General features: G+C 73.5%; 23 protein-coding genes. 3 read left to right on the forward strand and 20 right to left on the reverse strand.

Going from position 1 to position 24,882, the window contains the following annotated elements; genetic code table 11:
* Positions 1-43: 43 nt before the first annotated feature.
* From ACLIYP_RS05830 to ACLIYP_RS05905, 16 genes are all read right to left on the reverse strand, one after another.
* On the reverse strand, positions 44-1,327 hold the full coding sequence (locus tag ACLIYP_RS05830; protein ID WP_412712071.1) for an activator-dependent family glycosyltransferase: 1,284 nt from the start codon (positions 1,325-1,327) through the stop codon (positions 44-46).
* A complete protein-coding gene (locus tag ACLIYP_RS05835; RefSeq protein ID WP_412712072.1) occupies positions 1,324-2,268 on the reverse strand; it encodes an SCO6745 family protein in 945 nt (314 codons plus the stop codon). Before ACLIYP_RS05835 ends, ACLIYP_RS05830 begins: the two co-directional genes overlap by 4 nt.
* A gap of 16 nt (positions 2,269-2,284) precedes the next feature.
* On the reverse strand, positions 2,285-3,907 hold the full coding sequence (locus ACLIYP_RS05840; RefSeq protein WP_412712073.1) for an MFS transporter: 1,623 nt from the start codon (positions 3,905-3,907) through the stop codon (positions 2,285-2,287).
* A gap of 90 nt (positions 3,908-3,997) precedes the next feature.
* Positions 3,998-4,477, reverse strand: a complete 480-nt coding sequence (locus ACLIYP_RS05845; protein WP_412712074.1) for a nuclear transport factor 2 family protein — start codon at positions 4,475-4,477, stop codon at positions 3,998-4,000.
* A 166-nt stretch (positions 4,478-4,643) separates the two neighbouring features.
* On the reverse strand, positions 4,644-4,865 hold the full coding sequence (locus ACLIYP_RS05850; RefSeq protein ID WP_412712075.1) for an acyl-CoA carboxylase subunit epsilon: 222 nt from the start codon (positions 4,863-4,865) through the stop codon (positions 4,644-4,646).
* 26 nt (positions 4,866-4,891) lie between these two features.
* Positions 4,892-6,439: an acyl-CoA carboxylase subunit beta gene (locus ACLIYP_RS05855; protein ID WP_412712076.1), complete on the reverse strand. Its 1,548-nt coding sequence runs from the start codon at positions 6,437-6,439 to the stop codon at positions 4,892-4,894.
* Positions 6,440-6,455: 16 nt separating this feature from the next.
* Entirely contained in the window at positions 6,456-7,334 is an 879-nt protein-coding gene (locus tag ACLIYP_RS05860) for a 4'-phosphopantetheinyl transferase family protein (protein WP_412712077.1), read from the reverse strand.
* Positions 7,331-8,617, reverse strand: coding sequence for an MFS transporter (locus ACLIYP_RS05865; protein ID WP_412712078.1), 1,287 nt, complete (start codon positions 8,615-8,617; stop codon positions 7,331-7,333). Before ACLIYP_RS05865 ends, ACLIYP_RS05860 begins: the two co-directional genes overlap by 4 nt.
* A 171-nt stretch (positions 8,618-8,788) precedes the next feature.
* Complete coding sequence (locus ACLIYP_RS05870; RefSeq protein WP_412712079.1) at positions 8,789-10,777, reverse strand: SDR family oxidoreductase; 1,989 nt, start codon at positions 10,775-10,777, stop codon at positions 8,789-8,791.
* Positions 10,778-10,780: 3 nt separating this feature from the next.
* Positions 10,781-11,749: an aromatase/cyclase gene (locus tag ACLIYP_RS05875; RefSeq protein WP_412712080.1), complete on the reverse strand. Its 969-nt coding sequence runs from the start codon at positions 11,747-11,749 to the stop codon at positions 10,781-10,783.
* Between the two features lie 47 nt (positions 11,750-11,796).
* A complete protein-coding gene (gene fabG / locus ACLIYP_RS05880; protein WP_412712081.1) occupies positions 11,797-12,582 on the reverse strand; it encodes a 3-oxoacyl-ACP reductase FabG in 786 nt (261 codons plus the stop codon).
* 165 nt (positions 12,583-12,747) lie between these two features.
* The gene (locus tag ACLIYP_RS05885; RefSeq protein ID WP_412712082.1) at positions 12,748-13,017 is read right to left on the reverse strand and encodes an acyl carrier protein; all 270 of its coding nucleotides are present in this window, start codon (positions 13,015-13,017) and stop codon (positions 12,748-12,750) included.
* Between the two features lie 41 nt (positions 13,018-13,058).
* The gene (locus tag ACLIYP_RS05890) at positions 13,059-14,312 is read right to left on the reverse strand and encodes a ketosynthase chain-length factor (protein ID WP_412712083.1); all 1,254 of its coding nucleotides are present in this window, start codon (positions 14,310-14,312) and stop codon (positions 13,059-13,061) included.
* Positions 14,309-15,580: a beta-ketoacyl-[acyl-carrier-protein] synthase family protein gene (locus tag ACLIYP_RS05895; protein ID WP_412712084.1), complete on the reverse strand. Its 1,272-nt coding sequence runs from the start codon at positions 15,578-15,580 to the stop codon at positions 14,309-14,311. Before ACLIYP_RS05895 ends, ACLIYP_RS05890 begins: the two co-directional genes overlap by 4 nt.
* Positions 15,577-15,903, reverse strand: a complete 327-nt coding sequence (locus ACLIYP_RS05900) for a TcmI family type II polyketide cyclase (protein ID WP_412712085.1) — start codon at positions 15,901-15,903, stop codon at positions 15,577-15,579. The genes ACLIYP_RS05895 and ACLIYP_RS05900 overlap by 4 nt, the downstream gene beginning before the upstream one ends.
* Before the next feature lie 70 nt (positions 15,904-15,973).
* Positions 15,974-17,443, reverse strand: coding sequence for an FAD-dependent monooxygenase (locus ACLIYP_RS05905; RefSeq protein WP_412712086.1), 1,470 nt, complete (start codon positions 17,441-17,443; stop codon positions 15,974-15,976).
* 764 nt (positions 17,444-18,207) lie between these two features.
* Between ACLIYP_RS05905 and ACLIYP_RS05910 the strand changes: the two genes are divergently transcribed.
* On the forward strand, positions 18,208-19,044 hold the full coding sequence (locus ACLIYP_RS05910) for a helix-turn-helix domain-containing protein (protein WP_412712087.1): 837 nt from the start codon (positions 18,208-18,210) through the stop codon (positions 19,042-19,044).
* 89 nt (positions 19,045-19,133) lie between these two features.
* On the opposite strand, the gene ACLIYP_RS05915 is transcribed toward ACLIYP_RS05910, so the two are convergent.
* Positions 19,134-19,811, reverse strand: coding sequence for a response regulator transcription factor (locus ACLIYP_RS05915; protein ID WP_412712088.1), 678 nt, complete (start codon positions 19,809-19,811; stop codon positions 19,134-19,136).
* Between the two features lie 307 nt (positions 19,812-20,118).
* Here ACLIYP_RS05915 and ACLIYP_RS05920 point away from each other — a divergent pair, with 307 nt between their 5' ends.
* Positions 20,119-20,802 carry a ScbR family autoregulator-binding transcription factor gene (locus tag ACLIYP_RS05920; RefSeq protein WP_412712089.1) on the forward strand — a complete coding sequence of 228 codons (684 nt, stop codon included), beginning with the start codon at positions 20,119-20,121 and terminating at the stop codon, positions 20,800-20,802.
* On the opposite strand, the gene ACLIYP_RS05925 is transcribed toward ACLIYP_RS05920, so the two are convergent.
* The 3 genes from ACLIYP_RS05925 to ACLIYP_RS05935 form a co-directional block, all read right to left on the reverse strand.
* The gene (locus tag ACLIYP_RS05925) at positions 20,760-21,608 is read right to left on the reverse strand and encodes an NAD(P)H-binding protein (protein ID WP_412712090.1); all 849 of its coding nucleotides are present in this window, start codon (positions 21,606-21,608) and stop codon (positions 20,760-20,762) included. The two genes, ACLIYP_RS05920 and ACLIYP_RS05925, sit on opposite strands and share 43 nt — an antisense overlap.
* Before the next feature lie 37 nt (positions 21,609-21,645).
* Positions 21,646-22,296 carry a ScbR family autoregulator-binding transcription factor gene (locus ACLIYP_RS05930; RefSeq protein ID WP_412712091.1) on the reverse strand — a complete coding sequence of 217 codons (651 nt, stop codon included), beginning with the start codon at positions 22,294-22,296 and terminating at the stop codon, positions 21,646-21,648.
* Positions 22,297-22,455: 159 nt separating this feature from the next.
* Complete coding sequence (locus ACLIYP_RS05935; RefSeq protein WP_412712092.1) at positions 22,456-23,694, reverse strand: cytochrome P450 family protein; 1,239 nt, start codon at positions 23,692-23,694, stop codon at positions 22,456-22,458.
* 184 nt (positions 23,695-23,878) lie between these two features.
* On the opposite strand from ACLIYP_RS05935, the gene ACLIYP_RS05940 reads away from it, so the two are divergent.
* Positions 23,879-24,868, forward strand: coding sequence for a ScbA/BarX family gamma-butyrolactone biosynthesis protein (locus tag ACLIYP_RS05940; protein ID WP_412712093.1), 990 nt, complete (start codon positions 23,879-23,881; stop codon positions 24,866-24,868).
* Positions 24,869-24,882 lie beyond the last annotated feature (14 nt).

Raw genomic sequence — 24,882 nt, forward strand, 5'->3', positions numbered from 1 at the left:
GGGCTCCGCGCGCTTTCCGCGCGCCGCGGCTCCGGAGCCGGGGTCAGCCGCGGCCGCGGTGCTCCTCGGTGAGCTTCTCCAGGACCGGGACGAGACCGTCCGGGCCCGGCGCGGCCAGCATGTCGGCGTACAGGGCCTCGGCACCCCGCCGGAAGGCGGGCTCCTCGACCAGCCGCATCATCTGCTTGGCAAGCCCGGCTCCCGTCAGCCCCTCGCGCTCCACTGCGATCCCCGCGCCGAGCTCCTCCGCGTAGCGGGCGTGGTCCACGAAGTCGCCGCCCTGCTTGGGGACGATGAGCTGCGGAACCCGGTGGGCCGCCGCGGCCACGAAGGTGCCGGCGCCACCGTGGTGGACGATCGCCGAGCAGGTGGGCAGCAGCAGGTTGAGCGGCAGGTAGTCGACCGTGCGGACGTTGGCCGGGACCTCTACCCGGGAGGCGGCGAGCTGGTCCCGGTCCAGGGTCGCCACCAGTTCGATGTCCAGGCCGGCCACCGCGTCCAGCAGTCCGGCCACCGGGACGTCGTCGTCGGCGAAGAACTTCCTGCCGCTCACCCCCAGCGTCAGGCACACCCGGGGCCGCTCCGGCCGCTCGCGCAGCCACGGCGGAACGGCCGCGGCGCCGTTGTAGGGCACCCAGCGCACCGGTACGTAGCGCAGGTCGGCCGGCAGCCGCAGACGCTGCGGTGTCGGGTCCACCGTCCACTGGCCGACCAGCAGCTCCTCCGCGAAGTCCTGGCCGAACCGCTCCAGGGTGGGCCGCATCATGGCGGCCATCAGGTCCTCGTGCGGCTCGGTGTCCGGCAGGCCCAGACGTTCCGCGAACCGCGTCCTGGCCCAGCCGAAGTGGTCCAGTCCCCACAGGAGCCGGGCGTGCGCGGCGCCGCAGGCGCGGGCGGCGACGGGCGCGGGGAAGAACAGCGGGTCCCACAGCACCAGGTCCGGCCGCCAGGCGCGGGTGAAGTCGGCCAGGGCGTCCACCATCGGCCGCTCCTCCGGTCCGGGCGCCCCGGACCGGTAGTAGTTCGCGAACGGGGCCATCAGGTAGTACCGCAGCGCTGTGCGGAGGTTGTGGTCGGCCGGGTCGAGCGCCAGCGCCCTGGTTATGCGCTCCAGTTCGGGGTTGTCGGCGGCTGCCCGCACCGACGCCGCCAGGTCCACCTCCGGGCCGAGGGGCACCGCCGTGAGACCGGTGGCGACGACGGCGTCCGCGATGCCTGGGTGCGAGGCGACGCGCACCTCGTGCCCCGCGCACTGCAGCGCCCAGGCGATCGGCACGATCGGGTACAGGTGCGCCGGGGCCGGCATGATCGTGAACAGCACCTTCATCGGGGTGTCCCCTCCGCGTCGTTCCCCGTGCCGCCGCCCGTCCCGCCGCCCGAGTGCTTGTCCGTGTGGTCCCGGCCGGTGAAGAAGCCCAGCAGGACGGGAGGAAAGACTCCCGACCTCGCGGCCTCGCCGACCAGGCCGTCGGCCAGCTCCGTGAGACGGCCGGTGTCCCGCGCGCCGAGCCGCTCGTACGGGGCCAGGTCCATCCGGTCCGTCGTCTCCTCCAGGTCCCGGCGCAGCCGGCGCCCCTGGGGGGTCAGCGTCCCGTCGGCGGCCATCAGCCCCCGGCCGCGCAGGCGTTCCTCGGCGGCGGCCCAGTCCTCCTCGGTCCAGCCCCGCTTGGTCATCACGATCTCCTTGGGCATGCCCTCCCCGCTCGCGCTGTGGGAGACCAGGGCCTCCAGCCCGTCGAGTCCGGCACCGTCCAGCGCCGCCACGTGCCCGTCGCCGCGGTGCTCCCGCAGCAGGGTCGCGGCGTACCAGAGGGCGAGGTGTGGCTCGCCGGGGACGGGCCGGTCCGCGTGGGCGGCGTAGAGCGGGCGTCCGGGCCTGCGGCATCCCTCGGCGGCCCGCAGGGCGAGCTCCGCCGCCTCGGCCACCTCCGGGCCGTCCACGGCCCGGTCCCCGAGCGCCCGGCGCAGCGTGGCGTCGGCCGCGCGCAGCCGGGCGGCCCACACGGTCTCCGGCGCGGCGAGGTCCCACACCCGCGGCACGTGCCGGGCGACGAGGTCGTGGTGGAAGCTGTAGAAGGTCGCGGTGACCGGTCCGGCGCCGACCGGCCCCATGGGCGCGGCCCGGCCGGCCAGGTAGGCGGCCATGGGGTCGTCGATCCCGTACGCGGCCAGCTCCTTGTCCAGGTACGGGGTGAAGTAGACGGTGGAGTGAAGTGCGTTGAGGACGCCGTGGCAGCGGCGCACTGCGTCCAGGGGCGGTGCGGTCATCCGTGCGGTGCCTCCGTCAGATCGTGTCCCGCTTCTCCGGCACGCTCTCCTCGCGCCGCCCGGGGACGTCGTCACTGTCGTCGTGGTTCTTCTCCGAGGCCTCGCCGTGCTCCTGCGGCCCGGCGCCGGCCGGGGTGCGGCGCAGCAGGGTCATCACGAGCACCACCAGGGCGAGTGTGACGGCGCAGCTCAGGGCGGCCGTCGTGTGCAGTGCGCTGGTGAACGCCTCCCGCGCCCCGTCCAGCAGCCGGGCGGCGAGGCCCGCGGGCAGCCCGCCGGCGACGTCGACCGCGCCGCCGAGCGTGTCCCGCGCGGCCTCGGCAGCGTCGGCGGGAACCCCGCCGGGAACGGCGTCGGCCGCCTCGGCCCGGTACACGGCGGTGCCCGCGCTGCCGATGACGGCCAGTCCCATCGCCAGGCCGAACTCGCTGCCGGTCTCGGAGATCGCCGAGGCCGCGCCGGCCCGCTCCGGCGGCGCGGAGCCGATGATCATGTCCGTGGTCAGGGTCATCGTCGGACCGAGCCCGAAGGAGGTGACGACGAACCCGGCCACCAGCACCGCGAGTCCGGAGTCCCCGGCCACCCGGGTCATCGCGACGAAGCCCAGGGCGGCCAGGAGAAGGCCCGCGCCCATGGCGTACGCGGGGCGCACCTTCCGTACGACCGCGGGCGCGAGCATCGCCCCGACGATGCCGGCGGCGGTCGACGGAAGCGTCCACAGCCCGGCCTGCAGCGGGGAGAGACCCTCCACGAGCTGGAGGTACTGGATGATGAAGAACTGGGTCCCCGCCATCGCGAAGACCCCCAGGGTCTGGGTGGACAGGGCCGCCGAGAAGGTCCGCTCCGAGAACAGCCGCAGATCGATGAGCGGGTCGCGCAGCATCCGCTGGCGCCGGAGGAAGACCGCGCCGACTGCGAGACCGGTGAGGACGGCCGCCCCGGCCGCCCAGTCCGCGCCGTGCTCGGCCAGCCGCTTGACGCCGTAGACCGCCGTCAGCACCGACACCAGGGACAGCAGCACGCTGACCACGTCGAGGCGGCCCGCCCCGGGGGCGCGGTACTCGGGCAGCAGGGCCGGCCCGAGGACGAGCAGCAGCAGCATCACCGGCACGCCCAGCAGGAACACCGAGCCCCACCAGAACTTCTCCAGCAGCGCGCCGCCGACCAGCGGGCCGATGGCGCCACCCACCATGAAGGTGGTCATCCAGGTGCTGACGGCGAAGGTGCGCTGGGCCGGGTCCTGGAACATGTGCCGGATCAGCGAGAGCGTGGAGGGCATGAGCGTCGCGCCCGCCACGCCCAGCAGGCCGCGGGTCGCGATGAGCATCTCGGCGCTGTCGGACATGGCCGCGAGGACCGACGCGGCTCCGAAGGCGGCGCCTCCAGTCAGCAGCAGCCTGCGGCGGCCGATCCGGTCCCCGAGCGCTCCCATCGTGATCAGCCATCCGGCGATCAGGAAGCCGTAGATGTCGGTGATCCACAGCAGCTGGGTGCCCGTCGGCCGCAGGTCCGCGCTGAGCACGGGCACCGCCAGGTGCAGGACGGTCAGGTCCATCGAGACCAGCAGGGTCGGCAGGACCAGTACCGCGAGCCCGGTCCACTCGCGCCGCCCGGCGCGTTCGGGGGCAGTCGTGTTCATCAGAGGTCAACCTCGTCGTGTCGGGTGGCCCGTCCGGGGCGGGGCCCGTCCGGGATGGGCTCGCTCGGGACCGGGTGTCAGCACCCGGGCCTACGACGGTCCTGGGCCCGTGGACCACGCCACGTGGTACGTCCACCGCCGGATGCGCCAGCCCTCGCCCGTCCGCACGGCCTCCCCCTCGTAGTGGCCCCCCACCTCGAACAGAGGCTTCTCCCCCGGGTGCACATGAGTGGAGATCATCTGGAAGCGGAAGGCCGCCCGGTCCCCGTCCAGGTCGACGAGGTAGTTGGACGCGAGGTGGTGGGTGCGGACGAACTTCCGCTTGGCCCGGTAGTGGAACTCCGACAGGCCGTCCAGCCCGTGGTGCTCACCGATGGGGAAGACCAGCCGGACGTCCTCGGTGAAGATGCGGCGCGGCCACGTCTCGTCGAAGCCGTTCTCGTCCTGGGTGTCCAGGAGAACGACGTACCGGTCGAGGAGCGCGGTGATTTCCGATCGGTCGGCGAGCATGCGGACCTGGTCCCTGAGTGCCGTTTCCTCCGCCCCGGCGGCCGTGGTGGACGAGAGCACGTTTCCTCCTGTTTCGGCTGTTCACCTTCCCGGACGCGGCGCGGCCGGAAGAACCCGGCCGCGCCGTGTCCGAACGGGTGGCGGCACACGGAAACCACGTCTGGGGAAATCCTCATCGGGGGTTCCGCGGGCCGCAACGAATTTGACGAAGAGTTGTATGTGGAATTCAGCCGTTCGGGGCCCGCCAGGTGCGCGCCCCCTCGAACCCCGGCTCGCGCTCCGGCCGCGACCAGCGGGCCACCGCCCGCCGGCTCCGGGAGACGTCGTCCGGCTCGGCACCGGCGGCGGCCGTGCGGGAGAGCAGGACCGCGGTGAGGGCGGCCAGTTCCTCCGCGCCGGGGTTCCCCCGGGTCACCCGCAGGAGGGCGGTCCGTTCGGCGGTGGTCATCGTTGTCTCCTCCCCCGCTGTCGTCGTCACTGGGGCGGGTTGCCGTGCTTGCGGCGCGGCAGGTCGGCGTGCTTGGCGCGGAGCATGGCCAGGGCGCCGATGAGGACACCGCGGGTGTCGGCGGGGTCGATGACGTCGTCGACCAGGCCGCGCTCGGCCGCGTAGTAGGGGTGCATCAGCTCGGACCGGTACTCCTTGATGCGCTGCCGCCGCACCGCCTCGGGGTCGTCGGCGGCGGCGATCTCCCGCCGGAAGATCACGCCCGCCGCGCCCTCGGCGCCCATCACCGCGATCTCGTTGGTCGGCCAGGCGTAGGTCAGGTCCGCGCCGATGGACTGGGAGTCCATCACGATGTACGCGCCCCCGTAGGCCTTGCGCAGCACCAGCGAGATCCGCGGCACGGTGGCGTTGCAGTACGCGTACAGCAGCTTCGCCCCGTGGCGGATGATCCCGCCGTGCTCCTGGTCCACCCCCGGCAGGAAGCCGGGCACGTCCAGCAGGGTGACGATGGGGATGTTGAACGCGTCGCACATCTGCACGAAGCGGGCGGCCTTCTCCGAGGCGTGGATGTCCAGCACCCCGGCCAGATGCTGGGGCTGGTTGGCCACCACGCCCACCACCTGCCCGTCCAGCCGGGCCAGCGCGCAGATGATGTTGGTGGCCCAGCGCTCGTGGACCTCCAGCATCTCCCCGTCGTCGACGATCTCCTCGATCACCGCCCGCATGTCGTAGGGGCGGTTGCCGTCGGCCGGCACCAGGTCGTACAGGGCGTCGGTCCGCCGGTCGGGCGAGTCCCCGGACTCCTCGGCGGGCGGCAGCTCGCGGTTGTTCTGCGGCAGCAGGGAGAGCAGGTAGCGGACCTCCTCCAGGCAGGTGGCCTCGTCGTCGTAGGCGAAGTGCGCCACCCCGGAGGTCGCGGCATGCACGTCCGCCCCGCCCAGCCCGTCGTGGGTGATCTCCTCCCCGGTGACGGCCTTGACCACGTCGGGGCCGGTGATGAACATCTGCGAGGTCTCGCGGACCATGAACACGAAGTCGGTCAGCGCCGGGGAGTAGGCAGCCCCGCCCGCGCACGGACCCAGCATCACCGAGATCTGCGGGATGACGCCGGACGCCTTGGTGTTGCGCTGGAAGATGCCGCCGTAGCCGGCCAGCGCCACCACGCCCTCCTGGATGCGGGCGCCGGCCCCGTCGTTGAGGGAGACCAGCGGCGCACCGGCCGCGATGGCCATGTCCATGATCTTGTGGATCTTCTGTGCGTGGGCCTCGCCCAGCGCCCCGCCGAAGATCCGGAAGTCGTGGGCGTAGACGAAGACGGTGCGGCCCTCGACCGTCCCCCAGCCGGTGACCACCCCGTCGGTGTACGGCTTGCGGTCCTCCAGGCCGAAGCCGGTGGCGCGGTGCCGCCGCAGCGGCTCCACCTCCTGGAACGACCCCTCGTCCAGCAGCAGTTCGATCCGCTCACGCGCGGTCAGCTTGCCCTTGGCGTGCTGGGCCTCGGTGGCCCGCTCGCTCGGACCGCGCCGGACCTGCTCACGGATGGCGCCGAGTTCCTCCAGCCGCTCCTGCATCATGACGAGTGCTCCTCCGTCAGACGGGCGTCGACCGGGCCGGGCCACCGCTCGGCTGCGCCGGCGCCCGTTCCCGTCCGCCGCTGGGATCCGTGTCCGTGGAGGACGGGGGCTGTTCGGTCCACTGCGGGGGCTCCCTTCCGTCGATGAGTCCTGTGGTGTCCTGGGCGTACAGGCAGTCGGCGGGCAGCCAGCGGACGGTGGTGCGCCGCACCGCCGTGCCGCGGACGGCCGCGGCGGCCACGTGGCGGACGTGGCTGGAGCCGCAGGGCACGTTGCGCACCGTCCAGCCCGCCGGACCGCTGGGTGCGTCCGGTCCGCCGTACTCGCCCAGGTAGTCGGCGGACAGGCCGCGGCCGAGTCCGGTGCCGATGCCCTTGAGATAGGCCTCCTTGCGTGTCCACAGCCGTGCGAAGGCCCGCGGGCGCTCGCGCGGTTCCAGCCGTGCGAGCTCCTCCCGCTCGGCCGGGTGGAGCACCGGACCGCACAGCCGGACCGTCTCCTGCGCCGGCAGCTTCTCCACGTCCACCCCGACCGGCTCCGCGGCCACGCCGAAGAGCGCCAGCCCGTGGCTGTGGGAGAGGGAGAAGTGCAGCGGGGGCGGCTCGCCGGCGACGGCCGGGCGGCCGTGCGGCCCGCCGCAGCCGGGGCAGGGCTCCCGGACGAGGCGGACGTCCCGCGGCCGTGTCCGCAGGTAGGCCGCCAGCAGCCGCCGCAGTGCGATGTGCGCCGACAGGTACAGCAGCCGGTCGTGCGGCCGTACGAAGGAGTCGGCGCGGGCCAGCTCCCCCTCGTCGAGCTCCGAGACCACCAGCGGGTCGCCCGGCAGCCGGGTCCACGGCTGGCGCAGCAGCCACAGGTCGAGCCGTCCAGGTTCCGGTGGCCGCGGCGGGCTCACCGCGGACCGCCGGAGGTGACGAGCGCGTCCCCCTTCCCCGGCCACCCGCCGGGTCCGCGCCCGCCGGGTCCGCGCAGCCCCGTGAGCGCGACGAGGGCGCCCAGGGAGCCGATCGCGGTGACGAGCAGCAGCGCGGGACGGTCGCCTAAGGCGCCGTGCAGGGCCGCGACCAGGCACAGCGTCACCACCGCGCCGGTCTGGACGGCGGCCTGGTAGAGGGCGACGGCCGCTCCGCGGGAGGCGGGCGGCAGGGCGGAGGTGGCCTGCATGTTCAGGGGCGCGAAGGAGAGCGCGAAGGCGGCGCCGACCAGCAGCAGCGTCGGCAGCAGCCCGGTGGCGTAGGAGTCCGGCGCGGGCGAGACCAGGCGCAGCCCGTACCCGGTGACCGCCGCCAGGGCGCCTGCGGCGATCAGCCGGGCCGTGCCGAAGCGCCCGGCCACCCGGCCCGCGTGCAGGGCCGTCAGCGCCGGGGGCAGGCAGGCGGGCAGGAAGGCCAGGGCAGTCCACCACGGCGACCAGCCCCACTCCGTCTGCAGTTCGAAGGTGCTCAGCAGCAGCAGGCCCAGATACGTGCCGTTGAGGGCCGCCGCACCGGCCGCCGAGCGCAGCAGGGTGCCGTCGCGAAGCAGGGCGGGCGCCCACGGCGCGGGGGCGGGGAGCCGGTCGCGGCGGGGCGGGTCCCGGGGGATGAGCCGCGCCCCGGCCACCAGCAGCACCAGCGCCGCCGGGGCGGGGAACAGCAGCGTCCAGCGCCAGTCCACCTCGGTGAGGGCGCCGGAGAGCAGCAGCCCCACGGTGAAGCCGGCCGCGCCGAAGAGGGAGTAGACCGACACCGCGCGGCGCTGCTCCGGTCCCTCCCGGAAGGCGACGGTGATGATGGCCAGTCCGGTCGGGGCCGTGAGCGCCGCGCACACGCCCTTGACGACGCGGGTGGCGATCAGCACGGCCGCGCTGTCGGCCAGGTAGCCGGCCGCGGACGCGGCGGCGAAGACGAGCAGCGCGGCGAGGTATACCGGACGCCGCCCCCAGCGCGCGGTGATCCGGGGTCCCAGGAGCAGCAGGGCGCCGAAGCCGAGGGCGAAGCCGCTCATCGTCCACTGCACGGTCCACAGTGACAGGCCGAGACCGGCCCCGATGGCCGGCAGCGCCACGAGCACCACCGACACCTCCAGGGCGTCGATGAGCATGTTCCCGGCGAGCACCAGGAGCAGGGCCCACCGCCGCGGGCCGGAGCCCGCGGCGGCGGGGGGCGGGGATGGCGGGGAGGGTGAGGTCGCTGTCATGTCGGTCGCACCGCCGGGCAGTCGAGGGGGTCGGGGGTGGTGGAGGAGCGGGGCGTACGGGGACGTGGGCGGGCGGAGGCCGCCGGCCGGCCGCGGACGGGGGATCGGCGGTTCCGCGGCCGGCCCGGCACCGGCGCCCGGCGGGGGCGGGCGCCGGAGTCCCGCGGCGCCTCAGCCGCCCAGCAGCGTGCCGCCGCTGGCGTCGAGGTAGGAGCCGGTGATCCAGCGGGCGTCGTCGCCGGCCAGGAACGCCACCACGTCGGCGATGTCCTGCGGCTCGCCCACCCGGTTGAACACCGACAGCGCCGCCATCTGCTCCACGGCCTCGGGGATGTCGAAGACCGGGGTGCCGTTGTTCGTGATGCCGGGGCCCACGCTGTTGACGGTGATGCCGCGGGGGCCCAGGTGCTTGGCGTAGTGCAGGGTGAGCTGGTCGACGGCGCCCTTGGTCATCGCGTACGCGATCTCCTGCGGATTGGCGAAACGGGTCAGGCCGGAGGAGATGTTGATGATGCGCCCGCCGGAGGACATGTTCTTCAGCGCGCGCTGCACGATGAAGAACGGCGCCCTGGCGTTGACCGCGTAGAGCCGGTCGAACTGCTCGGGGGTGACCTCCTCGGGGGCGACACCGCCCATCACGCCGGCGTTGTTGACCAGGATGTCCAGCCCGGTGCCGCCGGTGCGCTCCTTCAGTCCCTCCTCCAACTGGAGGAACAGCTCGTGGACGTCGCCGGGGACGCCCAGTTCCGCCTGGACGGCGAAGGCCCGGCCGCCGTCCTTCTCGATCGACGCGACGACCTCGTCGGCCGCCTCCCGGGCCGTCGAGCAGTGCACGGCCACCAGCGCGCCCTCCCGCGCCAGCCGCAGCGCGATCGCCCTGCCGATCCCGCGGCTGGAGCCCGTGACGAGGGCGGTCCTGCCCGTGAGCCTCTCCATGGTGTTCCTCCTTCGCGTGGTGGTGTGGTTCCCGGGCGCGGGCGCGGGCGCGGGGCGGTCGGAGCGCGGGGTGTCCAGACCGCTGATCATGGCGGCCAGATGGCGCCGCACCGGGGGCTTCTCCATCAGCTCGCCGAGGACGGCGCGCAGCGGCTCCACCTCCGGCCCGCCCAGCAGCAGCCGTGCCTGGGCCCCGATGTTGGCCAGCACCCGCCGCCCGACCGGGTGGCGGGTGGCGTGGTACGAGTCCAGCAGCGCCTCGTCGGGCCGGTCCCCGAACTGGGCGGCGAGCTTCCAGCCGAGGTCGGCGGCGTCCTGGAGGCCGAGGTTGAGCGCCTGGCCGCCGACCGGCATCTGGACGTGTGCGGCGTCCCCGGCGAGCAGCACCCGGCCCTGCCGGTAGCGGGTCACCTGGCGGCGGGCGTCGCCGAAGGCGTTGACCCACACCGGTGTGCCGCCGGACACGTCCTCGCCGGTGACCCGGCGCCAGGCGTCGACGACCTCGGCGAAGTCCGGTGCCCCGGTGCGGCGCACCGGCGCGCGCCCGTACTCGTGGACCATGATCCGGGTGACCCCGCTCGGGAGGCGGGCTGCGACGGCCATCCCGGCGGGGAGGCGCTCGAAGCGCCGGCCGGGCACCTCGATGCCGGTGACGTCCGCCCGCAGCAGCTCCCTGGTGGCCTCGGTGCCGGGGAAGTCGAAGCCCGCGAGCCGCCGTACGGTGCTGCGCTCGCCGTCGCAGCCGACGACGTAGGCGCAGCGCAGCCGCACCGGCGTCCCGCCGGGCCCCTCGGCCTCGACCTCGACGTGGCTCCCCCGGTCGGCGAGCCCGGTCACCCGGTGGCCGCGCCGCGTTTCGGCGCCGAGTGCGCCGGCCCGCCGCCGCAGGACCGCCTCGACACGGGTCTGCGGCACCTTCCACTGCCCGGCGTACGGGTGGCCGGGATCGGCCGCGGTCAGGTCCAGCGGAATGCCGCCGAAGTGCCCGGGGCCGCCGGGGGCGGGCGGCCCCAGTTCCTCCAGCAGGCCCCGTTCGGCGAGCAGTTCCATGGTCCGGGCGTGCAGGGTGGACGCCCGGGACTCGGTGGTCGGCTCGGCGAGCTGTTCCAGCACGGTCACCCGGGCCCCGCCGGTGCGCAGCTCGAAGGCGAGCAGCAGGCCCACGGGCCCGGCCCCGACGACCACGACATCGGTGTCCAGCGCGGTGTCGAACCGGGTGGACACCGCTCAGCGCCGCGCTTCCGCGTACTCCTTGGCGTAGCCAAGGGTGGCCCGGCTGTTGGTGCTCAGCGCGCTGCGGACGAAGTCGCGCGCCTCCAGCACCCCGGCGTCCTCGCCCAGCACCTTCGCGATGTTGGCGGTGTTGAGGACCACCGTGTGCTGGGAGGTGGCGGTGGTGACGCCGGAGGGGCCCTCCTCGAACAGCCAGTAGCCGGTGTGCAGTGCCATCAGCGCCGGGAGGGTGGTCTGCTTGTAGACGATCCTGTGGTGCGGGAAGCAGACCCGGACGGACTCGGTGGTGTGGGTCGAGCCGTCCTTGGCGATGGTGTCCATCCGCAGCACCTGCAGGCCCGGGGAGTCCTCGGTCAGCGAGACCTCGGCCACGTGCGGCAGCCGCTCCTTCCACAGGCCGGCCTCGTTGACGAAGTCGTAGGCGTCCTTGGCGGATCCGTTGATCTCGACGCTGTCCTGGAAGGACAGGGACAGCTCGGCCGCGCCGGTCGCCAGTTCCACGTTCCTCTTCAGCGCGGCCAGCTCCGAGCGGCTGTTGCGGTCCACCGCCCGGTCGATCCACTCCAGCTTCTCCGGATCGTCGCCGACTGCCCGGTAGTCGTGCAGCAGCCGCACGCGGCAGGAGGCCGCGTCGAGCGGCTCGATGATCCACGTGCCGCCCATGGACGCCACCGGAGGCGCGGAGACCTCCTGGCGGAAGGTGACGGTCCGCGCCCGCGGGTCCAGGGTGCGGCGGGAAGTCCAGCTCTTGGCCTCGCCGTTGGCGGTGGCCCAGATGCGGATGCGCTCCTCGGTCACGCCGTCCGCGTCATCGGCCGGACCGCCGGCCGGGCCGTTCCCGACGCGGTCGACGTGGACGGTCGGGGGGAAGATCCGGGGCCAGTTCTCCACCTCGGCGATCAGCCGGTACACCTCGGCCGCCGGGGCCCCGATCGTGATCTCGTGCTCGACCTCGCGGGTCATGGTGTGCTCTCCCCTCTCCGGTTCGGGTCAGCGGGCCGGGCCCGCGGTCAGAAGTTGCCGAGCCCGCCGCAGACGTTCAGCGCCTGGGCGGTGATGGACGCGGCCGTGTCGGAGGCCAGGTAGCCGACGAGCCCGGCGACCTCCTCGGGCGTGGAGTAGCGGCCGAGCGGGATCTTGGCCTGGAACTTCTCCAGGATCTTCTCCTCGGTGGTGTCGTACGCCTCGGCGTAGCCCTTGCGGACCCGCTGGGCCATCGGGGTCTCCACGTAGCCGGGGCACACGGCGTTGACGGTGATCCCGGTCGGGGCGAGCTCGTTGCCCAGGGCCTTGGTGAAGCCGACGACGCCGTGCTTGGAGGCCGAGTAGGGGGCGCCCAGCACGACGCCCTGCTTTCCCGCGGTGGAGGCGATGTTGATGATGCGGCCGCGGTCCTTCCTCCGCATGCCGCCGGTGTTCAGCACCTCGCGCGTCATCCGGAAGACGCTGTTGAGGTTGGTGTCGATGACGTCGAACCACAGTTCGTCGGGTATGTCGGCGGTGACCCCGCCGCCGGAGCGGCCGGCGTTGTTCACCAGCACGTCCACCGTGCCGTACCGGTCCACGGCCGCCCGCACGAAGTCCCGGACATCCTGCGCGGAGCGGACGTCGCACGGGGCTCCGTCCACGTCCAGGCCCTCGGCCTGGAGCTCCTTGACGGTTTCGGTGACGTTCTGCTCGCTGCGGGCGCAGACGAACACCCGGTGGTCGCGGCGGGCCAGCAGCCGCGCGGTGGCAAGTCCGATGCCGCTGGTGGCACCGGTGACGACGGCGACCCTCGGTTCCTGCTGTGTCATGTCTTCCTTCCGGGAGGGCTGTTCGGGGCGGTCGTTGGGAAAGCCCGGGCGCTCAGGGCGCTCAGGGCGCTGCCGCCGCGCCGGTGCGGCGCGGCGGCAGCGGTGGGTGCGCACCGACGGGTGGGGCGGTGCGCACACCGGAGGGGGAGGGGTCGGGTCGCGGCCTCAGGCGACCGGCGCGGGCGCCAGCTGGCTGTTGACGAGCTCTATCAGGGCGCGCGGCGTGCGCGCGTCGGTCAGCGCGGAGTCGTCGAGCCTGATGCCGTACTCCCGCTCGATGCGGCCGCCGGTCTCCAGCAGGGCGAGCGATTCGTAGCCGAGTTCCTCGAAGTCGGTGTCCAGGATGTCGCCGTCGAGGTCGACGCTCTCGTCGGCGCCGGCCCCCTCGCGCAGGATCCTCCTGAGGTCCTCGACGGTGAAACGCGTAGCAGCCATGTTCTTCCTCTCGTGTGGTTGCGGTGGTGGGCTTGCCGACGTCAGCGGTCGAAAGCCCGCACGATCAGCGCGGAGTTGAAGCCGCCGTGGCCGCGGGCCAGCACCAGGGCCGAGCGCAGCCCCTCGGCCGGCCGCTCCTCCGCGGTGACCAGGTCGATGTCGTACGCGTCGGCGAGCGTGACGTGGGGGGTCGGAGGGATGACCCCGTCGCGTATCGCCAGCAGGGCGGTGGCCACGTCCAGCGAGGCGGCGCCGGAGTACAGCCGTCCGGTCGTCGTCTTGGGGGCGGTGACCGGGACGCCGCGCGGTCCGAAGACCTTGGTGAGGGCCTCCGCCTCGACGCGGTCGAGCTCGGGGACGGCGGCGGCGTCGGCGAAGACGGCGCCGATCTCCCCGGGCTGCGCGCCCGCGTCCTCCAGCGCCAGTTCGATCGCCTTCTGCAGCCCCGGCCCCCGCGACCGCCCGCCGCCGGGACGGGGGTCGAAGGTGGAGCCGTATCCGGCGATCTCGCCGTAGATCCGGGGCGCCCGGCGCTCCAGGGCGCTCTCGGCGTCCTCCACGACCAGCAGCGCCCCGCCCTCGCCGGGCACGTGCCCGCACGCGTCGGCGTCGAAGGGCAGGTAGGCCCGCTCGGGGTCCTCGCGGGTGCTCAGCCGCCCGCCGGCGAGCATGGCGACCCAGCCCCAGGGGCAGAGCGAGGCGTCGATGCCGCCGGAGACGATCAGCCGGGTGCCCCTGCGGATCTGGCGGCGGGCCTGGGCGATCGCGTCGAGGCCGCCGGCCTGGTCGCTGACGACCACCCCGCTGGGGCCGCGCATCCCGTTGCGGATGGAGATCTGACCGCTGTTGACAGCGTAGAACCAGGCGAAGGACTGGTACGCGCTGACGTACTGGCCGCCCTTGCTCCACAGGTTCCGCAGCTCGCCCTGGCCGAACTCGAAGCCGCCCGAGGAACTGGCGGTGACCACGCCCATCTCGTACTCGGGCAGGTCGCTCGGCTGTACGCCCGCGTCGGCGAAGGCGCAGTCGGCGCTCACCAGGGCGATCCGGGTCATCCGGTCGGTCTGCGGGATCAGCCGGCCGGGCAGGTGCTCCTCTGCGACGAAGTCGCGGATCTCACCGGCGAGCCGGGCCGGGTACCGCGAGGGGTCGAACCGGGTCAGGCGGCCGATCCCGTGCACGCCCTCGCGGGTCGCGTTCCAGTAGTTCTCCACGCCCAGGCCGGTGGGGGCCGCGATGCCCAGGCCGGTGACGACGGTCCTGCGGGCGCCGGCCCCGGACGCGCTGCCGGTCATGCGCCACTCCTCTCGGGTCGGGCGAGCACCATCGCGCTCTGGAATCCGCCGAAGCCGCTGCCCACCGACAGCACGGCGTCGGTCTTCCAGTCCCGCGCGGTCAGGGGCACGTAGTCGAGGTCGCACTCGGGGTCGGGGGTGTGCAGGTTGGCCGTGGGGGGCACGACGCCGTACTCCATGGCCAGCGCGCAGGCGGCGATCTCGATCGAGCCGATCGCGCCCAGCGAGTGTCCGACCATCGACTTGATGGAGCTGACGGGAACGGCGTACGCGTGCTCTCCCAGGCTCTTCTTGAAGGCGGCGGTCTCGTGCCGGTCGTTCTGCTTGGTTCCCGAGCCGTGCGCGTTGACGTAGTCGATGTCCTCGGGTGCGAGCCGGGCCTCGTCCAGGGCGACGCGGATGGCCTCGGCCATCTCCCGCCCGTCGGGGCGCAGTCCGGTCATGTGGAAGGCGTTGCACCGGGAGGCGTAGCCCGCGATCTCGGCGTACACGTGGGCCCCGCGCCGCCGGGCGCTCTCCAGCTCCTCCAGCACGAAGACGGCCGAGCCCTCGCCCAGGACGAAGCCGTTGCGGGTGCCGTCGAAGGGGCGGGAGGCGTGCTCGGGGTCGTCGTTGCGCGGCGTGGTCGCCTTGATCGCGTCGAAGCAGGCCACGGTGATCGGCGAGATCGGGGCGTCGGTGGCGCCCGCGACCATCACGTCGGCGGTGCCCTCGCGGATCAGCTCGGTGGCGTACCCGACCGCGTCGAGTCCGGAGGTACAGCCGGTGGAGACCACCGTGTTGGGCCCCTCCGCGCCCACCGCCCAGGCGACCTCGGCCGAGAAGGAGCTGGGGACGAAGTAGTTGTACAGGTGCGGCACCGCGTAGGCGTGGTCGACCAGGTCCAGCCGTCCGCCGTCGCTGACGGCGCGGTACTCCCAGTCGAGGCCGGTGGTCGCGCCGACCGCGCTGCCGATGGTCACCCCGACGCGGTGGGGGTCGGCGTCGCCGAGTTCCACCCCGCTGTCCTCCACCGCCTCCCGGGCGGTGACCACGGCGAGCTGCGCGGCCCGGTCCATGCGCCGGACCTCCTGGGGGCTCAGCCCGTGCAGGCCGGGGTCGAAGTCGATCTCGGCCGCGACCTGGGAGCGGAAGGGGGAGGGGTCGAAGAAGCTGATCCGGCGCGTCGCCGTCCGGCCCTCGGAGAGCAGGTGCCAGAAGTTCTTGGTGCCCACCCCGCCGGGGGCGGTGACGCCGATGCCGGTGATCACCACGCGCCGCCCGGTCACAGCGTGCTCCAGTGGTAGAAGCGCTCGGCCATCGCGTCGGACGGGGAGCGCCAGGTGGCCGGGTCGTAGGCCGTGATGAACGGCTTGAGGTCCTCGCTGATGCCGACGAACCGCGGGTCCGTCCTGGCCTTCTCGATCCGCTCGCCGCCGTCCTCGGAGTCGAAGTCCTGGAGGTGGAAGTACAGCCCCCGGTACGAGAAGAGCTGGCGGCGCCGGGTCCCCATGCGGTGCGGCATGTCGGTGGCGTCGAAATCCGCGAAGAGCCGGGCCACGTCCTGGGCCGAGCCCGGCTCCATGCGGGCCACGATCAGCGTGCTGTGCATTGTTTCCCTTCTCCTTGTCAGGCGTGGAGGGCCTGGTGGGACGAGGTCCGGGAGGTGCGCGTGCGGCGGCTCACCGGGCGGGTCCGAACCAGCGCTCCAGGGCCGTGGGCAGGTCGTGGTGGCTGCCGGGGGCGGCCCAGGCGACATGGCCGTCGGGGCGCACCAGCACCGCCGCGGTGCCCTCCAGGGGACCGCCGGGAGCGGCGCCGGCCGGAGCGGCGGTCACGACCTCGATCCGGTCGGTCCACCCCGCGGCCCGGCGGCGCAGTACGGCGTTGTCCTCCAGGTCGAGCAGCACGCCGCGTCCCCGGTGCAGCAGTTCGGTGCTGCTGGTGCGGCGGCCGTCCGCGGACAGTTCCAGGCGGGGCATCCGCAGGCCCAGCAGGGGGTGGGTGCCGCTGCCGACGTCGTAGTGGATCTCCAGCCCACTGACCATGGCGGCCAGGTGGCGGCTGACCTCCTCGTACCGGATCAGCTCGGAGAACACCTCGCGCAGCGGCTGCATCTCCTCGCCGCTGAGGAACAGCAGGCCCTGGGCCCGGGTGTTCATCAGCAGGCGCCGCCCCACCGGGTGGCGCTCGCCGTGGTAGGTGTCCAGCAGCGTCTCCGGCGCGGTGCCGCGGACGACGGCCCCCAGTTTCCAGCCCAGGTTGACCGAGTCCTGGATGCTGGTGTTCATTCCCTGGCCGCCGGCCGGGAGGTGGATGTGCGCGGCGTCGCCGGCGAGGAGGACCCGGCCGCGGCGGTACTCGGTGACCTGGCGGGTGGCGTCGCCGAAGGCGCTGACCCACACCGGCTCGGCGTGCGAGATGTCGATGCCGGTGAGCCGCTTCCAGGCGTCGGCGACCTCCTGGAAGGCGGGCGGCTCGGTGCGCCGCTGGGGCGGGTTGCCCCGCTCGCAGACGATGATCCGGGTGATGCCGCCGGGGAGGGGGCCGACCATCACCATGCCGCCGGGCACGGTCTCGCCGATCATGCGCGGTTCGAGTTCGACGCCGCGGAGGTCGGCGAGGTACATCTCCATCGTGGCCGCGGTGCCGGGGAAGTCGAAGCCGGCGGCCTTGCGGACCGTGCTGCGCCCGCCGTCGCAGCCCACGAGGTAGGAGGCGCGCAGTGTCCGCCTCCCCTCGGGTGTGCTGACCTCGATCTCCACGCCCTCGCCGTCCTCGCGCAGGGAGAGCAGTTCGTGCTCGCGGCGGATGTCCGCGCCGAGTTCGGCCGCCCACTGCTCGAGGATGGTCTCGGTCACCGACTGCGGAATGGTCTTGGCCGCCTGGTGGGCGCCCTCCAGGACCCCGAAGTCCACCGGAAGGCCGCCGAAGTGCCCCACGTTGCTGGTCTCCACCTCGCCGAAGCGCGGCAGCAGGCCCCGCTGGTCGAAGACCTCCATGGTGCGGGCGGTGAAGCCCAGGCCCCGGGACTCACCGGTGCGTTCGGGGAGGCGCTCGACGACGATGACGTCGGCCCCCGCGATACGCAGTTCGGCGGCGAGCATGAGTCCGGCCGGGCCGGCGCCGGCGACGATGACCGAAGCATCCATGTGCCTCTCCTCGATGGGTTCGGAACGGGCAGGACCTCGACGCTGAGCGTCCGGGGAGTGGAGGGCTGCCGGGCGGGGAAGGCCACGCGGAACGGGGTCCGGCGCGGTTCCCGGAAGGTGCGGGGGAGCCTCGCCGGAAGGCCGCCGGCGCCACTCGGGCGAATAGCCGGGAGAGCGGCGGGGGAATGACCGCGGGATTCGTCCGGAACTCCCGCGGACCGCCCAGTAAGCGTCGGGAGTTCAACGGGTGGGGCTTGCGCGCAACTCACCGGAGGCTATTCAGGAGTTTCTTCGCGGCGCCTTCCCGAGTCAAGCCGATCTCTTCAAAAGAAACACAGAAGAACGTCAGGGAAAAGTTAAACGGCAGGATGCCGACCCTCACTGTGCCGCAGGTCACACCTGATCGGGTGCGTGATGACGGGCCGCTTCCTCCTCCGCAGGAGAACGGAATTGATCGTTCCGGGATTCCCGTCGAGCAATGCGGAGTTCCTCGGCCGGCAGGCACCGACAAGCCTCCCGGCGCAGGCTCTGCGGCCCTTCGGTGAACCGGTGGCGGGCCGCGCGAAAGACCGGAGGAAAACACCTTGGTCCACGGAATCCGGCCCGGATCGCCGCAGTCTCCGCGCATTCAAGAGAAATACAAATATCTGTGACGCCACTGGGCCCGGCCGCCACCGCGCTCCTAGTGTTCGCGTGTCCACGGGACACGCACCGGTTCCAAGGAGAACCGGGAGTCCGAGGAACCGCGAAGGAGAGGGAGAACGGTGGAGAAGGTCGATCTCTGCGTGGGCGCCGGGTGCCGCTCCCGCGGCGGGAACGGGACGGCGGGGCGGCGGACCCCGGCCGGCGGACGGCTGTGCGCGGTGTGCCACGACCGGCTCGCCGCGGACCTGCGCCGGATCCCCCGGCTGTACGACGCCTGCGGCCGCGTCCTGGGCGGCGGCCGCACCGGGCCGCGGGAGCGGACCTCCGGGGGGCACCTGCCCGGCATGCCCTTCAACACCGCGGCCTTCGAGGTCCGTTCGGCCATGCTCGGAGTCCTCGGTTCCTGGGCTTCGCTGGTCGCCGAGGAGCGCGGGACGGCACCGCCGCGGCGCGCGGTGCCCGACCTGGCCGCGTTCCTGACCCGGCATCTGGGCTGGCTGTCCGCCCACTGCGCGGTGGGCGACCTCACCGAGGAGGTCGCGCGGCTGGTCCGCCGGGCGGGCCGCCTGGCCGACCCCGATCCGGTGCGCCGGGTGCGCGTCGGCCGCTGCGCGGAGCCGGACTGCCGCGGGACGCTCGTCGCCACGCTCAGGCCGGAGGCACCGGAGGCGAGGGCGGAGATCCGCTGCGACGCCCATCCGGACCACCGGTGGGCCGGGAGCGAGTGGACCCGCCTGGGAAGGCACGTGCGCCGCGGCCGGCCGGGGCCTCCGGCGGGCCGGACGGCCTGGCTGACCGCCGACGAGATCTCCAGGCTGTGGGGCGTGCCGTCCGGCAGCGTCTACCGCCTGGCCAGTGAGCGGCGCTGGTCCCGCCACCGCCGCGGCGGCCGTACGTACTACGACGAGGCCGAGGTGCGCGAGGCCCTCCGGGGCCGTGCGGGGTCCGGGAGGTGATCCTGCGCACGGCCCCGGCCACGCCGGAGGGCGGTGCCTCACGGCACCGCCCTCCGGCGTTCTTCAGTCCTCCCCGGCGCGGCGGCCCCTCATCCGTGGCCGAACCGGAAGCCGACCCCTCGCACGGTGCGGATCCAGTCCCTGTTGCCGAGCTTGCTGCGCAGGGTGCTCACATGCGTGTCGATGGTGCGGCTCGCCCGGGTGCCGAGATGCGGGCCGACCGGGTCGCCCCATATCTCGGCCATCAACTGCGCGCGCGAGATGACCATGCCGGGATGGGAGGCGAGGTGGTACAGGAGGTCGAACTCCTTGCGGGTGACCTCGATGAGCCTTCCGTCGAGCCGGACCTCCCGGGCGGCCGCGTCGATCCGCAGCGGCCCGTGGGAGATGCAGCGCCCCTCGGTCCGCTCCCGCGGCCGGGCGCGCCGCATGACCGCGTCCATCCGGGCCATCAGCTCCCGTAAGCCGAACGGCTTGCCCAGGCAGTCGTCCGAGCCCGCCTGGAGCCCCAGCACCCGGTCGAGTTCGGTCGCGCGGTCGGTGAAGGCGATGATCGGGGTGTCGGACGCGGAGCGGATGCGGCGGCACACGTCCAGCCCGTCCATGTCCGGCAGGTCGAGGTCCAGCAGCACCAGGTCCGCGCTGCGGTAGGCCTCCAGCGCGCGGGCTCCGGTGTCGGCACCGAACGCTTCGTAACCATGACGGCGGAGGCCGCGGATCAGGGACTCGGCGACGCCCGCCTCGTCCTCGACTACGAGTACATGCATGGCTATCCCCCTGTTCGATCCCCGGGGACGGGCAGTCGGCGGACCGGCGGCCCGCCCACTCGCCCCATGGGCACTGGTGTGCGATCGGGAGCCCGTCTGCGGCGACACCCCGACACATTACCAAACCGCCCAGACGGTTTTTCAAGAGGAAATTCCAAGATCATATGCCAACTTCACCGCGTCGGCGAACTCCACCTGGGGTTGTCGGCGAAGTTGACATACCAAACGCGCTGTTTTTACGCTGTGGTGGCTCGCCGCAACCTTGGGTGAGCACCGCACGGGCACACCGGAAGCGGAGGTAGACCTCATGCAGGAGAGGGCGGAGCGCACCAGGAAGGCTCTGCTCATGGCCGCCGCCACCGTCTTCGACCGCCTCGGCTACGACCGCACCACGCTGGCGGGGATCAGCGAGGCGGCCTCCGTCAGCCGGGGCGCGCTCTCCTTCCACTTCTCCAGCAAGTCGGCCCTGGCCGACAACGTCCAGATCCTGGCCTGCGCCTCCTCGCGCGCCCGGCTGGAGGCGTTGAAGGGGCGGAACGTCCCCGCACTCCAGACCGTCATCGACATGACCCACTCGGCGGCCGAGCAGCTCGCCGAGGACCCCGTGACCCGCGCGAGCATGCGTCTGGCCGTGGAGCGCGGCACCCCGCACGACCCGGCGGTGCACTGCATGGCCGTCTGGTGCGACGTCTTCCGTGACGCCGTCCAGCACGCCGCGGCCGACCGCAGCCTGCGCTCCGGCCTCGTGGTCAGGACCGTCGTCCGGCTCGCCCTGGCACTGGTGCGCGACGCCTACGACGCGCAGCGGCACGAGGAGTCCCCCCGCGAGTGGCTCACCCAGGTCTGGGGGATGATCCTGCCCTCCCTGGCCGAGGAGGGCTGCGCCCGGCGCCTGCACGCCGACGGCGATCTCCCTCCCTCCGGGCGCGGGGACGGCCACGGCGGCGGTCAGAGGAACGACGAGGAGTGCTCACGGACCCACTGCCGGTAGCTTCGCGCGGGCCTTCCCAGCAACCGCTCCACGGTCGGGTCCACCCGGGCGCCGGCCCCTCCCAGTCTCCGTGCCGCCATCTCGGCCAGCGCCTCGGCCAGGGGCTCCGGAAACCGTCCGCGCAACCGCCGCAGCAGCTCCTCCCGCGACGACTCCTCGACGGTCAGGGGACGTCCCAGCTCACGGGCGAGGACCTGGACCTGCTGCCGGGCGGTCAGGGGCCGCGGCCCGGTCAGCGCGTAGGCGCGTCCGGCGTGTCCGGGCCCGGTCAGCGCCCGGGCCGCGACCGCGGCGACGTCCAGCGGGTCCACGCACGCCGAGGGGGCGTCGGCCGGCCAGAGGCGGACCGTGCCCGAGCGTCTGACGTCCGCGGCCCACGCGAGGGTGTTGGACATGAACGCGCGCGGCCGCAGCAGGGTGTACTCCAGCCCGGAGGCGCGCACGGTCTCCTCCGCCTCCCGCTGCCAGCGGGTGATCAGGTCGTCGGCCTCCGGGTCGGTGACCGCGAGCGCGGAGAGCTTGACCAGGCGCCGCACTCCCGCCTGCCGGGCCGCGCGCACAAGCGCGGCGTCGTGCCCGGGGTTCAGCGGGTCGCTGGTGACGACCAGCACCGCGCGGACGCCGGACATCGCCGCCCGCACCGCCCCGGGGTCGCCGAAGTCGCCCACCGCCGTCTCGGCCAGGGGGCCCGGTTCCGGCAGGCGCGCGGGGTCGCGGGTCAGCAGCCGTACGCGGTGTCCGTCCGCGGTGAGCAGCCGGGCCGTCTCCCGGCCGACCGTGCCGCTCGCTCCGGTGAGCAGGATCACCGGCCGCCTCCCCCGCCCGCCGTCCCGCCCGCACCGGTCACGCGGGTGCCGGCAGCCTCTCGACCTCGGCGACCACCCGCTCCCCGCGGTCGGGGGCGGTGTCGATCCGGAGCAGCACCCCGGGCACCGCGACGGCCGGCAGCACGTGCCGGAAGAGCACCGACACCTGCTTCTCCAGGTCCGTCCAGTCCGCGGCTATCTGCGAGCCCAGCTGCACCCCGTTCCAGGCGTTGACGACGAACTGCGCCGTCTCCCCCGGCACCACGTGCGGCAGCAGCTCGCCCCGCTCCCCGGCCTGGGCCAGCAGCCGGTGCGTCAGCCCGACCCACGAGACCTGCGGGCCCCTGCCGAACAGCTCCTGCAGCTTCGGGTCCGACATCAGCCGGGCACCGGCCCGCAGCAGCGGCTCGCGGGGCAGGCGGTGCGCCAGCGCCATGCCCACGTCCACCCACTCCTGGAGCTTGGACTCCCGCGGCACGATGTCCTTCTCCGTGAACTGCTCCTCGAGCACCCCGCGCAGCAGCTCCTCCTTCGAGGCGAAGTGGAAGTACAGCGCCCCCTTGGTCACCCCCGCCCGCGAGAGGATCTCGGAGATGGTGGCCGCGGCGTAGCCACGCTCGGCGAACACCTCCGCCGCCGCCTCCAGTACTTCCCTGCGAGTCCGGATCCCGCGTTCCTGCCGTGCCATCAGCGTCCTCCCGCCGGTGGTGCTGCCTGCGCCCCGGCCGTCCCGGCGGCGTACGCGACCACGGCCCTTCGGGAGGACGGGGGTGTGCCGCCGGTGAAACAAAACCGAACGAGACGTATCTTACCTGCGCCGCCCCTCGGAGACCCCCCGTGCGGCGGCTCACAGCTCCTCCTCCCGGTGCAGCAGGACCGGCAGCGTGCGGTGGCCGTTGGAGATGAACGACTCCAGCGGCGGGATTCCGCCGGGCGGCACGGCCAGGGCCATCCGCGGGAACCGGTCGAAGAGCGCGGGCAGCGCGATGCCGGCCTCCAGCCGGGCGAGCGGACGCCCGGGGCAGTGGTGGACGCCGTGGCCGAAGGCCGGGTGGTCGGCCCGGGTGGGGCGGGTGACGTCGAATTCCCCGGCGTCCGCCCCGTGCACATCGGGGTCCCGTCCCGCGGCCGCCAGGCCCATGACGATCGGATCGCCCTTCGCGATCAGGGTGTCCCCCACCTCGATGTCCTCCACCGCGAAGCGCAGCGGGATGTTGGCTATGGGCGGGCGGGAGCGGAGCGTCTCGTCGATCACGTCCTCCCAGGAGGCGCGGCCGGAGCGGACGAGTTCGAGCTGACCGGGGTGGGTGAGCAGCGAGAAGACCGCCTGCTCGAGCAGGTTCGCGGTCGTCTCGTACCCCGCGCCGACGATCAGCAGGACCGTGTCGACGAGCTCCTTCCCGCTGAGCCCCCCGCCCTCGTCGCACGCGTCGATCAGGGCGCTGATCAGGTCCGGGCCGGGAGCCGCGCGCCGCCGGGCGACGAGGGCGGAGAGCTCGGCGTACAGCTTCCGCTGGTTGGCCGCCGCCTCCTGCGGGGTCGCCGAGGTCCTGAGCAGGTTGTCGACGAGGTGGCGCAGGCCGCCGTGGTCGGCGCCGGAGACGCCCAGCAGCTCGAAGATCACCCGGACCGGCAGCCGCAGGGCGAACTCCTCGCGCAGGTCGACCGGCCGGCCCCGGGGCGCCGCGGCGATCCCGTCGAGCAGTTCCGCGGTGATCTCCTCGACGCGCGGCCGCAGTCCGGCCGTACGGCGCGCGGTGAACGCTCCGGCCACCAGCCGCCGCAGGCGCCTGTGGTCCTCGCCGTAGGCCGTGAGCATGTTCTCGACCGAGACCCACATGGCCAGGGGCCAGCTGTCGTCCACCTCGCCCCCGGTCCAGGCGGGCCAGTGGCGGTGGGCGTCCTTGGAGACCCTGGGATCGAGCATCAGCCGCCTCACCAGCTCGTGGCTGGTGACCGACCAGGCCCTCACACCTCCGGGGAGCTCCACGGGCACGACGGGGCCCATGCGCCGCAGACGGTCGGCCTCACCGAGCACGTCACGGCCGGAGGGGTCGAGCACCACAGGGCGGATCCGGCTTCTCAAAGTTCCAGCTCCCCTCGGAATGGTCGGAGTACGGGCCGCCCGCCGCACGGTGAGGCGGCCCGGCCGCCTCGGTCGGCAGGCGGACCACAGAACTCCCTTGAAAAAACCGTCCAGTTTGTATCTTATTAACTGTCGAGTCTGACCGCCATCTCTCCGCGTCTCTCGCCCTCATCTGGAGATGTCCATGAGCGAAATGACGATCTCGGTCCCCTCCCACCGCCCGCCGCTCCGGAGGCCCGAGCCGACCCCTCCGGAGACGACCACCACCGTTCCGCGGGAGTTCGTCCACCGCAGGGCGGTGGCCGAGGTCTTCCTGACCGGCCGCGCCACCCGGCTGGACGACAAGCACTTCTCCCTGACCGGCCAGTGGCCCCGGGCCCACACCCTCTTCACCGTCGAGGACGGCACCCTGCACCACCCGCTGCTGGCCGCCGAGACCATACGCCAGGCCGGGCTGTACCTCGCCCACAGCGAGTTCGGCGTCCCGCTCGGGCACGCCTTCCTCCTGCACCACCTGGACTTCACGGTCGACCGCGAGCACTGCCGCATAGGCTTGGCCCCCACCGACCTCACGCTGGAGGCCACCGCGGAGGTCCACCGGCGCGGCTCCCGGCGCGTGCGGCTCCGCATGTCGATCACCATCCGCCGGGAGGGCCGGACCGTGGCCATCGGCGGGGGAGAGTTCACCTGCATCCCTCCCGAGACGTACCGCCGCATGCGGGGCGGCAGGGACACCGCCGGCATCGGCGGTCTCCGTGAGCGGCCGTCCACCGTCGCCCCCCACCTCGTCGGCCGCCTCGACCCCGTGAACGTGGTGCTCGCCCCCACCAGCCGCCCGGAGCACTGGCTGCTGAGCCCGGACCCCCGCAACCCCGTCCTCTTCGACCACAGCACCGACCACGTCCCCGGCATGGTGCTGCTCGAAGCCGCCTACCAGGCGGCCCACGGCCACTTCCTCTCCCACCGCACCGGGCCCACCTCCGCGTCGGCCCTCTTCCACCGCTACGTCGAACTGGACGAGCCCTGCACCGTCGAGGTGGAACCCGTGGCGGACCCGGACGGCGGGAGCCACGGAGTCGAGGTGACGGGCCGCCAGGGCGGGGACACCGTGTTCACCTGTGTCCTGACCGCCCCCGCCGCTGCCGCCGCCTCCGGCCGGCCCGCCACCGCGTGACGCGGCCTCCGCCG

It is taken from the genome of Streptomyces nanhaiensis, from assembly GCF_046614825.1.
GTDB classification, from domain to species: domain Bacteria; phylum Actinomycetota; class Actinomycetes; order Streptomycetales; family Streptomycetaceae; genus Streptomyces; species Streptomyces radiopugnans.

Bases quoted from the DNA above. Each gene is read 5' to 3' on its own strand.
- ACLIYP_RS05830 (WP_412712071.1), bottom strand. From the start codon at position 1,327: ATGAAGGTGCTGTTCACGATCATGCCGGCCCCGGCGCACCTGTACCCG.
- ACLIYP_RS05835 (WP_412712072.1), bottom strand. From the start codon at position 2,268: ATGACCGCACCGCCCCTGGACGCAGTGCGCCGCTGCCACGGCGTCCTC.
- ACLIYP_RS05840 (WP_412712073.1), bottom strand. From the start codon at position 3,907: ATGAACACGACTGCCCCCGAACGCGCCGGGCGGCGCGAGTGGACCGGG.
- ACLIYP_RS05850 (WP_412712075.1), bottom strand. From the start codon at position 4,865: ATGACCACCGCCGAACGGACCGCCCTCCTGCGGGTGACCCGGGGGAAC.
- ACLIYP_RS05855 (WP_412712076.1), bottom strand. From the start codon at position 6,439: ATGATGCAGGAGCGGCTGGAGGAACTCGGCGCCATCCGTGAGCAGGTC.
- ACLIYP_RS05865 (WP_412712078.1), bottom strand. From the start codon at position 8,617: ATGACAGCGACCTCACCCTCCCCGCCATCCCCGCCCCCCGCCGCCGCG.
- ACLIYP_RS05875 (WP_412712080.1), bottom strand. From the start codon at position 11,749: ATGACCCGCGAGGTCGAGCACGAGATCACGATCGGGGCCCCGGCGGCC.
- fabG (WP_412712081.1), bottom strand. From the start codon at position 12,582: ATGACACAGCAGGAACCGAGGGTCGCCGTCGTCACCGGTGCCACCAGC.
- ACLIYP_RS05885 (WP_412712082.1), bottom strand. From the start codon at position 13,017: ATGGCTGCTACGCGTTTCACCGTCGAGGACCTCAGGAGGATCCTGCGC.
- ACLIYP_RS05890 (WP_412712083.1), bottom strand. From the start codon at position 14,312: ATGACCGGCAGCGCGTCCGGGGCCGGCGCCCGCAGGACCGTCGTCACC.
- ACLIYP_RS05900 (WP_412712085.1), bottom strand. From the start codon at position 15,903: ATGCACAGCACGCTGATCGTGGCCCGCATGGAGCCGGGCTCGGCCCAG.
- ACLIYP_RS05905 (WP_412712086.1), bottom strand. From the start codon at position 17,443: ATGGATGCTTCGGTCATCGTCGCCGGCGCCGGCCCGGCCGGACTCATG.
- ACLIYP_RS05915 (WP_412712088.1), bottom strand. From the start codon at position 19,811: ATGCATGTACTCGTAGTCGAGGACGAGGCGGGCGTCGCCGAGTCCCTG.
- ACLIYP_RS05920 (WP_412712089.1), top strand. From the start codon at position 20,119: ATGCAGGAGAGGGCGGAGCGCACCAGGAAGGCTCTGCTCATGGCCGCC.
- ACLIYP_RS05930 (WP_412712091.1), bottom strand. From the start codon at position 22,296: ATGGCACGGCAGGAACGCGGGATCCGGACTCGCAGGGAAGTACTGGAG.
- ACLIYP_RS05940 (WP_412712093.1), top strand. From the start codon at position 23,879: ATGAGCGAAATGACGATCTCGGTCCCCTCCCACCGCCCGCCGCTCCGG.